At 65.8% G+C, this 6,851-nt stretch carries 9 protein-coding genes; 2 read left to right on the plus strand and 7 right to left on the minus strand.

Annotated elements, in window-relative coordinates:
• Positions 1-46: 46 nt before the first annotated feature.
• Both rsrA and VIQ49_RS23690 read right to left on the minus strand, forming a co-directional pair.
• Positions 47-358 carry a mycothiol system anti-sigma-R factor gene (gene rsrA, locus VIQ49_RS23685; RefSeq protein ID WP_331889035.1) on the minus strand — a complete coding sequence of 104 codons (312 nt, stop codon included), beginning with the start codon at positions 356-358 and terminating at the stop codon, positions 47-49.
• Positions 355-1,089 carry a sigma-70 family RNA polymerase sigma factor gene (locus VIQ49_RS23690; RefSeq protein ID WP_414731701.1) on the minus strand — a complete coding sequence of 245 codons (735 nt, stop codon included), beginning with the start codon at positions 1,087-1,089 and terminating at the stop codon, positions 355-357. Before VIQ49_RS23690 ends, rsrA begins: the two co-directional genes overlap by 4 nt.
• Before the next feature lie 147 nt (positions 1,090-1,236).
• Here VIQ49_RS23690 and VIQ49_RS23695 point away from each other — a divergent pair, with 147 nt between their 5' ends.
• Complete coding sequence (locus VIQ49_RS23695) at positions 1,237-1,719, plus strand: aminoacyl-tRNA deacylase (RefSeq protein ID WP_331889037.1); 483 nt, start codon at positions 1,237-1,239, stop codon at positions 1,717-1,719.
• Between the two features lie 12 nt (positions 1,720-1,731).
• Here VIQ49_RS23695 and VIQ49_RS23700 read toward each other — a convergent pair whose 3' ends face one another.
• The 5 genes from VIQ49_RS23700 to VIQ49_RS23720 all read right to left on the minus strand — a co-directional run bounded on the left by VIQ49_RS23700 (position 1,732) and on the right by VIQ49_RS23720 (position 5,706).
• Positions 1,732-2,130, minus strand: a complete 399-nt coding sequence (locus VIQ49_RS23700) for a helix-turn-helix domain-containing protein (RefSeq protein ID WP_331889048.1) — start codon at positions 2,128-2,130, stop codon at positions 1,732-1,734.
• Positions 2,131-2,381: 251 nt separating this feature from the next.
• Positions 2,382-3,707, minus strand: a complete 1,326-nt coding sequence (locus tag VIQ49_RS23705) for a diacylglycerol/lipid kinase family protein (protein WP_331889038.1) — start codon at positions 3,705-3,707, stop codon at positions 2,382-2,384.
• Positions 3,708-3,717: 10 nt separating this feature from the next.
• Complete coding sequence (locus VIQ49_RS23710) at positions 3,718-4,113, minus strand: DUF5313 family protein (RefSeq protein ID WP_331889039.1); 396 nt, start codon at positions 4,111-4,113, stop codon at positions 3,718-3,720.
• Positions 4,110-4,850 (minus strand): SOS response-associated peptidase, encoded by a 741-nt coding sequence (locus VIQ49_RS23715; protein WP_331889049.1) that lies wholly within the window; start codon positions 4,848-4,850, stop codon positions 4,110-4,112. Before VIQ49_RS23715 ends, VIQ49_RS23710 begins: the two co-directional genes overlap by 4 nt.
• A gap of 106 nt (positions 4,851-4,956) precedes the next feature.
• A complete protein-coding gene (locus VIQ49_RS23720; RefSeq protein WP_331889040.1) occupies positions 4,957-5,706 on the minus strand; it encodes a hypothetical protein in 750 nt (249 codons plus the stop codon).
• Between the two features lie 135 nt (positions 5,707-5,841).
• On the opposite strand from VIQ49_RS23720, the gene aroA reads away from it, so the two are divergent.
• On the plus strand, positions 5,842-6,851 hold a 1,010-nt coding region (gene aroA, locus VIQ49_RS23725; protein WP_331889041.1), incomplete at its 3' end, for a 3-phosphoshikimate 1-carboxyvinyltransferase.

The raw sequence follows: 6,851 nt of genomic DNA on the forward strand, positions 1-6,851 counted from the left end.
GAGGCCCTTACCGGGTTTTGGATCCCTGGCGGATTCGGAGTGAGGACTATCCCCGCGTCTCGCGGATGATGACCGTCTTCCGAATCTCCAGGGTCAACCGCTCCCGCAATCCCTTGGGCGCCTGATCTCCACCGCATTTGCGGTTCACCAAAGACTTCAACTGCTGTTCGATGCCGTAGTGCTCGAGGCACGGCGTGCACCCGTCCAGATGCGACTTCAGTCGCGCCCGGGCATGCGGATCGCATTCGTCGTCGAGCAACAGCCACACATCGGCGATCACAGCCGAGCAATCGAGTTGCTGGGTCTCGTCGAACTCTTCTTCGGCGTTCGACCCGCCGCCTACGTTTCCGGTACTCATCCGGCAACCTCCTGTTTGTGGCCGGACTGGCCATCGGCCGTGTGGCCGGAAGTTCCTCTGTTGAATCCACGCTCGCGAGCGACGTCGGCGAGCAGTTCTCGCAGCTGTTTGCGGCCCCGATGCAATCGGGACATCACGGTCCCGATCGGGGTGTCCATGATCTCGGCGATTTCCTTGTACGGCAATCCCTCGACGTCGGCGTAGTACACCGCCATCCGGAAGTCCTCCGGGAGCGCCTGCAGGGCAGCTTTGATCTCGTCGTCCGGCAGCGCGTCGAGCGCCTCGATCTCGGCAGACCTCAGCCCCTGCGACGTGTGCTCGGCCGTGGCGGCCAACTGCCAGTCGGTGATCTCATCGGTCGGATACTGGGCCGGCTGACGCTGCTTCTTCCGGTATCCGTTGATATAGGTGTTGGTCAGAATCCGGTAGAGCCAGGCCTTGAGATTGGTTCCCGCCTTGAACGAGTGGAAGGCCGAGAACGCCTTCACATACGTTTCCTGTACGAGATCCTCGGCATCGGCGGGGTTCCGGGTCATCCGCAGCGCGCCACCGTACAACTGATCGAGCAACGGCAACGCATCACGTTCGAACCGCGCAAAGCGCTCTTCCGACGTCTCTGGGCTCACTTCTGGTGTTTCGGCTTCGGTCACGACAGTCCCTTCGAGACCTGCGGGAAAACCAGGTCTGTCGAGCAAGCCTACCGACCCGCGCTCACGTGAGTTGCTGTACACACCACACCTCCTTCAGGCGGAATCAACAACGCCCCGTCGCGACTTGTTCCGGACCGAATCACTTTTGCCCAGGCTGAGCCGATACTTGCCACCAAGCGCGCACGCGAAGGTTCGCGATCCCGACTCCGACTGAGAGAATCGACAGCCATGGCAGCGACCGCCGCGATCAGCGTTCTCGAAAGTGCCGGGGTACGGCATCAGGTACACAAGTACGACACCCGCTCGGATGGCGACTGGGGTCCGGAAGCCGTTGACCACCTGCGTACCTCGATCGGAGCCGAACCCGAACAGATCTTCAAGACATTGGTGATCGATGTCGGCGGCACCCTGGCCGTGGCGGTCATCCCGGTGCCGCAGCGCCTGTCCCCCAAGGCTGCGGCCGGCGCGCTGGGACTGAGTGGGAAAGCCACCATGGCCGATCCGGCGGCGGTGGTCCGCGTCACCGGGTACGTCCTCGGCGGGGTGTCGCCCGTCGGTCAGAAGAAGCCGCTGCCCACCGTGATCGACGAAACCGTCGACCTCTGGGATTCGGTGTTCTGCAGCGGCGGCAAACGCGGACTCGAGATCGAACTCGCCCCGGGCGACCTCATCTCGGTCACCGGCGCGGTGGTCGCCGACATCGTCTCCTGACAGGACGCCCGGCTACTGCTCGGCCATGCGGTGGTCGTAGAGGTCGCGGGCCTCGAAGACCTCGTCCATGTGCGTTTCGGCCCAGTCCTTCACCCCGCGCATCAGCTGCCGCAACGAGAGGCCGAGCGGGGTGAGTGAATAGTCAACGCGCACTGGAACACTCACCGTCACCCCGCGCGTGACCAGTCCATCGCGCTCCAGGGTGCGCAAGGTCTGGGTCAACATCTTCTGACTGACCCCGGCCACGGCACGCGACAGCTCCGAGTAGCGCATGGTCGTGTCTCCGAGCGCCACCAGGATCGACGCCACCCACTTGTCGCTCATTCGGTCGAGCAACATCCGGCTCGGGCAGTTCGCGACGTACGCGTCGTATTCCCGTTCTGTCTGTCCGCGGCGAGCCGCGGCGGTCATGTCGGCATCGGGACTCACCTTCCGGAGGCCCGCATCGACCCGGCAGATCACCAGCGGCTGGGTGGAGGTACACGCCGACGGCACCGAACTCGCCGGACTGCTGTCCGACGTGGCAGCGAGCCGGCTGCCCTGCAGATCGCCGGGGATTTCGCGCTCGACGAGGCCGCCAAGGCCCACCGGGCGTTCGAGCACAAGGCCGGCCCCGGCCGGTGGCTGTTGCGTGTCTGATCAACCATCGACGGCCGGTTCCGTCAGCGCCAGGCCAACTGCCGCAACCGCACCCAATCCACCGGACGCTTGGGCGGCCGGACGCCGGGGCGATGCCGCGGCACCCGCACCCGCAACGCCTGCGGGGTGATCGTGCACCGCACCGGAGTCGCGAGCACCAGCGCCTCGCCGTCCACGCCCACCGGGATCTCCGGCTGATCGGCTTCGACGATCGCCTCGACGCCGATGTGCTGTGTCAGGCCGTGTTGGCGCGTGCGGCGGAGCAATCCGACTGCCTGCAGCGTGCTGCTCACGGAAACCGCCACGACGCCGAGCGTGCCCGTGTCGATCCGGGGGCGCCTGCCGAGTCCGGCCAAATCGTGCATCTCGTAGGCACCGTTGCTCACCAGGACCGCCTGCGGCTGATCGATGGTCACGTCACCGGCACGGGCCAGCAACCGCGGTCCACGGGCGCCTGAGATCAGATCCGGGAGCATGGTCAGCATCGTGCCGGTCTTGTCGTCGCGGTACGCCGGACTCTGGACCACCTCCGCGTAGGCACCGAACGACGCGTTGTTGACAAATGTGCGGCCGTTGACCGAGCCGAGGTCGACCCTGATCTCCACCCCGTCGGTCAGCGCGTCGAGACAGGTCGACGGATCGTCGCGGTCCAGACCGAGGTCGAGTGCGAAATGGTTGCGGGTTCCGGCACTGATCACCAGGAACGGCAGATCGTGCTCTGCTGCGATTCCGGCCACCAGGGCCTGGGTGCCGTCGCCGCCGGCGACCCCGAGCAGGTCGGCGCCGCGCTCGACCGCGGCCCGGGTCAGCGCCGCGACGTCCACCGGTCCCGGCCCGTCGAGCAGCGCCACCTCGACGCCCAAAGCCTCGGCGCGACTCTGCAGCTGGAACTTCTCGACCTTGCCGCCGCCCGAGCGCGGATTCATCACCACAAACGGGCGTTTCGGCGGTGCGACCTCTTGTTCGGGCATCATCCAGTCGGCGCGATCGCGCCCCAGTGCGGCCCGCGCGAGGACCCCGGCCAACAGCAGGAGTGCCAGGACGACCAGGACCACCCACAGCAGATTCTCGGTGATGAGGAACACGAGCAACGCGATCGGGACCACCACGAGGATGGCCAAGGCGACCCACCGGAACAACCCGCGGACAGCGATGAACCAGAAGGCAGCCGCAACGCCGATCACCAGGGCGCCCACCGTGGCGATCAGCACGATGAAGGTCTTCAGACCGGCGAACACCACCAGGACGACCACTGCGGCGAACACCGCTGCGAAGGCGGCGCGCGCCAACCACCGGCGGCGAACGTCGGTGTCGGCCACCGATTCGTGCTTCGCGTGTTCGTGTGCCATTGCGCCCCGTTCAGTTGGGTGTTCGTGGGTATTTCGATTCGTAGTCGCTCTTGGTCGCTTCTTGCCGGGCGCGACGCTTGACCCCGATGAGGTTTCCGTCGATACCGTTGGCGGTCAAGAGGTGGCGTCTATAGACGCTCATCAGTGCGATCTCGAAGTAGATCAGCGGGATGAGCAGTAGGGCAATCATTCCGAGCCGATAGATCACCGGTCCGGGCACAAACGAGAAAGCGATGAAGATCGGGAGAAACGGCAGCACCCCGCGAATGAGGTAGCGGCGCATGCAACCGGGTCCGGTCACATCGCGGATCACCCAGTCCCGCATCGATCCCGGCAATGGGCGGCCGAGGAGGTACTTGACTCTCTGGCAGGGATTCGGCCGGGTCTTGACCGAATCGCCGGTCACAACGGCTCGATGAGGTCGGAGCGGTTGTTGCGGACACTGTTGACATCGGTCGACACGCGATACGGCACCAGATGCGGCTCAGGCAGCGAATCGAGTAGATCCCGTGCCACCGAGGGCTTTCCGCTGGTGCAGTCGAGCCAGTCGTCGCGCAGGTCCGGCGTGACGATCACCGGGGTGCGGTCATGGATGTGGCCCAATGCATCGGTGGCCGGACGGGTGATCACCGTCGTGGTCCACAGCCAGCGATCAGGGTCATCCTTCGCCTTACCCGGATCGGGCCACAGCTCGTAGAGGCCGGCGAAACCGAGTATCGCCGAATCCGGATCGTGCATGAAATACGGCAGCTTCTCACCGTCGGGATCCTTCGTCCATTCGAAGAACCCGGCCGCGGGAAGTATGCACCGGCGGCGGGCGGCGGCGGCCTTGAATGAAGGCTTCTCGGTGAGCGTCTCCGAACGGGCGTTGATCATCCGGCTGCCGATGCCCGGATCTTTCGCCCAGCTAGGGACCAGACCCCACCTCAGGGCCCGCAGCTGCCGAACCACCTCGGGCTCCGAGTCCTCGTGGCTGTCGGGGTCGGTGCGGGATGCACGTTCCAGGATCACCGGCACCGTGGTGGTGGGCGCAACGTTGTAGGACGGATTGGCGATCTTGCTCGCGTCATCCTCCGCGAGCGCCGCATCAAAAGCCGCAACCAGATCCGAGGTACTCGCCGTGGTGGCGTATCGACCGCACATGGCGGTCATTATCCACCCACCAGAGCGGCACCACACCGAACAAACACACCCCCGGGCGTTTCCGGGGGTGTGCCGAAGTCGTGTGTGACCGGTTCTGGGCGAGTCGCTATGCAGCCGCGGCGTCCTGCACAACCGCGATCTGCTTGTTGAGCAGTTCGACCAGGAACGCCTCGTCAGAGTTGTTCCAGCTGGCGGCATTGTCACCGACGAGGGTGATCTGAACGCTCACAGTCGTGCCCTCGACAAAAGCACCGGTGGACCGGATCGTGATCGGGATGGTTTGCTCGCCCGCCGTCGCTGTGCCCGTACTGATGATGGTCTTGGCCGGAACCGTCGAGCCCTCCACGTCTTCTATCGAGTTCTCCAACTCCGCGACCAGCGGTGTTCCGTCGTCAAGTGTCGACCGCATCGTCATCGCCGGGCAGGACTCGACCTGAGTAACCACGGTGTCGAAGTCTTCGGCCTGACCGAGGACCACTTCTGTCTCGATGGTGGAGCCGTCCTCCATCTCGTATTCGACCTGGGCCCGGTCGAACGCGTCGGTACCGTCCTCCTGGTTGGCAATCGCCGCACAGTTAGCGGGAGTCACCTCGGGGTCGCTCGACTGGTCGGCGTCGATCGCGGCCTTGTCCTTGACGACGTAGGTACCGGTGCCCGGGAAGTCCGACTCCGGCAGCATGAGGTCCTCGACGCGGACGTCGAGCTCCGCCGCCGTGGCTTCCGCAGAGGACGACTCCGCTGCGCTGGTGGTCGAATCGGCGCTGTCGCCCGAGTCATCCGAACATGCCGACAGTGTCAGAAGTGCTGCCGCGCAGAGTGCGACTGCTGCTCCGCTGCGAGAAAGTCTCAGGTTCATGGATCGAACATAGCGGCCGAATCGGCCACATACAGCTGATGTCACCCGATTGATCGACCGCGCCGGGCGTGGCGGACCCCGCGCCGTCTCAGCAGGGAAAACCAGGTGTCACCCTCAGCATGAAAGACTGTCCGGGTGACTGCATGGAACGCACCGTTCGCACCGGCCCCGTTGCACGCGACTGTGACGCTGCCCGGGAGCAAGTCGATCACCAACCGTGCCCTGGTCCTCGCGGCCCAGGCCGACGGCCGCTCGACCGTGTCCGGAACCCTCCGCAGCCGCGACACCGACCTCATGCTCGACGCGCTCGCCGCCCTCGGGGTCTCGATCCACACCGATCCCGGCGACCCGACCGCGGTGACGGTCACCCCGGCGCGGCTGCACGGCGCCACCATCGACTGCGGACTGGCCGGAACCGTCATGCGTTTTGTTCCGGCGATTGCCGCATCGGCCCACGGCCCAGTGCATTTCGATGGCGACGAGCAGGCCCGGGCCCGGCCGCTGAACACCATTCTCGACGCGCTGCGCGACCTCGGTGTGAAGATCGACGGCGACGGGCTGCCGTTCACCGTCGAAGGCGCCGGATCCGTGCGTGGCGGGGCCGTCACCATCGATGCTTCGGCATCGTCGCAATTCGTCTCCGGACTGCTCCTGGCCGGCGCCGGATTCACCGAGGGCGTCACCATCACCCATTCGGGTAGGCCGGTGCCGTCCATGCCCCACATCGAGATGACCATCGACATGCTCGCAGAAGCCGGCGTCGCCGTGGACACCTCGGTGCCCGACCGCTGGCACATCGCGCCCGGACCGATCCGCGCGGTGGACTGGCAGATCGAGCCGGATCTGTCCAACGCGGCGGCATTCCTGGCCGCGGCCGCGGTGACCGGTGGCAGCATCATCGTGCCCCGCTGGCCGGCCACCACCACTCAGCCCGGAGCGGCGATCGTCGACATCCTCGAGGCCATGGGATGCCACACCGATCTCACCGACGGACTGCTGACCGTCACCGGACCCGCAGTGCTGCAAGGCATCACGTGGGACATGGGCGCCATCGGCGAACTGACGCCGACGGTCGCCGCTCTGTGTGCACTAGCCGAGGGAACCTCCACACTCTCCGGTGTGGCCCATCTGCGCGGCCACGAAAC

Source organism: Williamsia sp. (genome assembly GCF_036566845.1).
GTDB lineage: Bacteria > Actinomycetota > Actinomycetes > Mycobacteriales > Mycobacteriaceae > Williamsia.

What these genes read in the sequence shown, in the direction of transcription:
- VIQ49_RS23705 (WP_331889038.1), bottom strand. Translation starts at nt 3,707, where the DNA reads ATGGCACACGAACACGCGAAGCACGAATCGGTGGCCGACACCGACGTT.
- VIQ49_RS23715 (WP_331889049.1), bottom strand. Translation starts at nt 4,850, where the DNA reads ATGTGCGGTCGATACGCCACCACGGCGAGTACCTCGGATCTGGTTGCG.
- VIQ49_RS23700 (WP_331889048.1), bottom strand. Translation starts at nt 2,130, where the DNA reads ATGACCGCCGCGGCTCGCCGCGGACAGACAGAACGGGAATACGACGCG.
- VIQ49_RS23695 (WP_331889037.1), top strand. Translation starts at nt 1,237, where the DNA reads ATGGCAGCGACCGCCGCGATCAGCGTTCTCGAAAGTGCCGGGGTACGG.
- VIQ49_RS23720 (WP_331889040.1), bottom strand. Translation starts at nt 5,706, where the DNA reads ATGAACCTGAGACTTTCTCGCAGCGGAGCAGCAGTCGCACTCTGCGCG.
- rsrA (WP_331889035.1), bottom strand. Translation starts at nt 358, where the DNA reads ATGAGTACCGGAAACGTAGGCGGCGGGTCGAACGCCGAAGAAGAGTTC.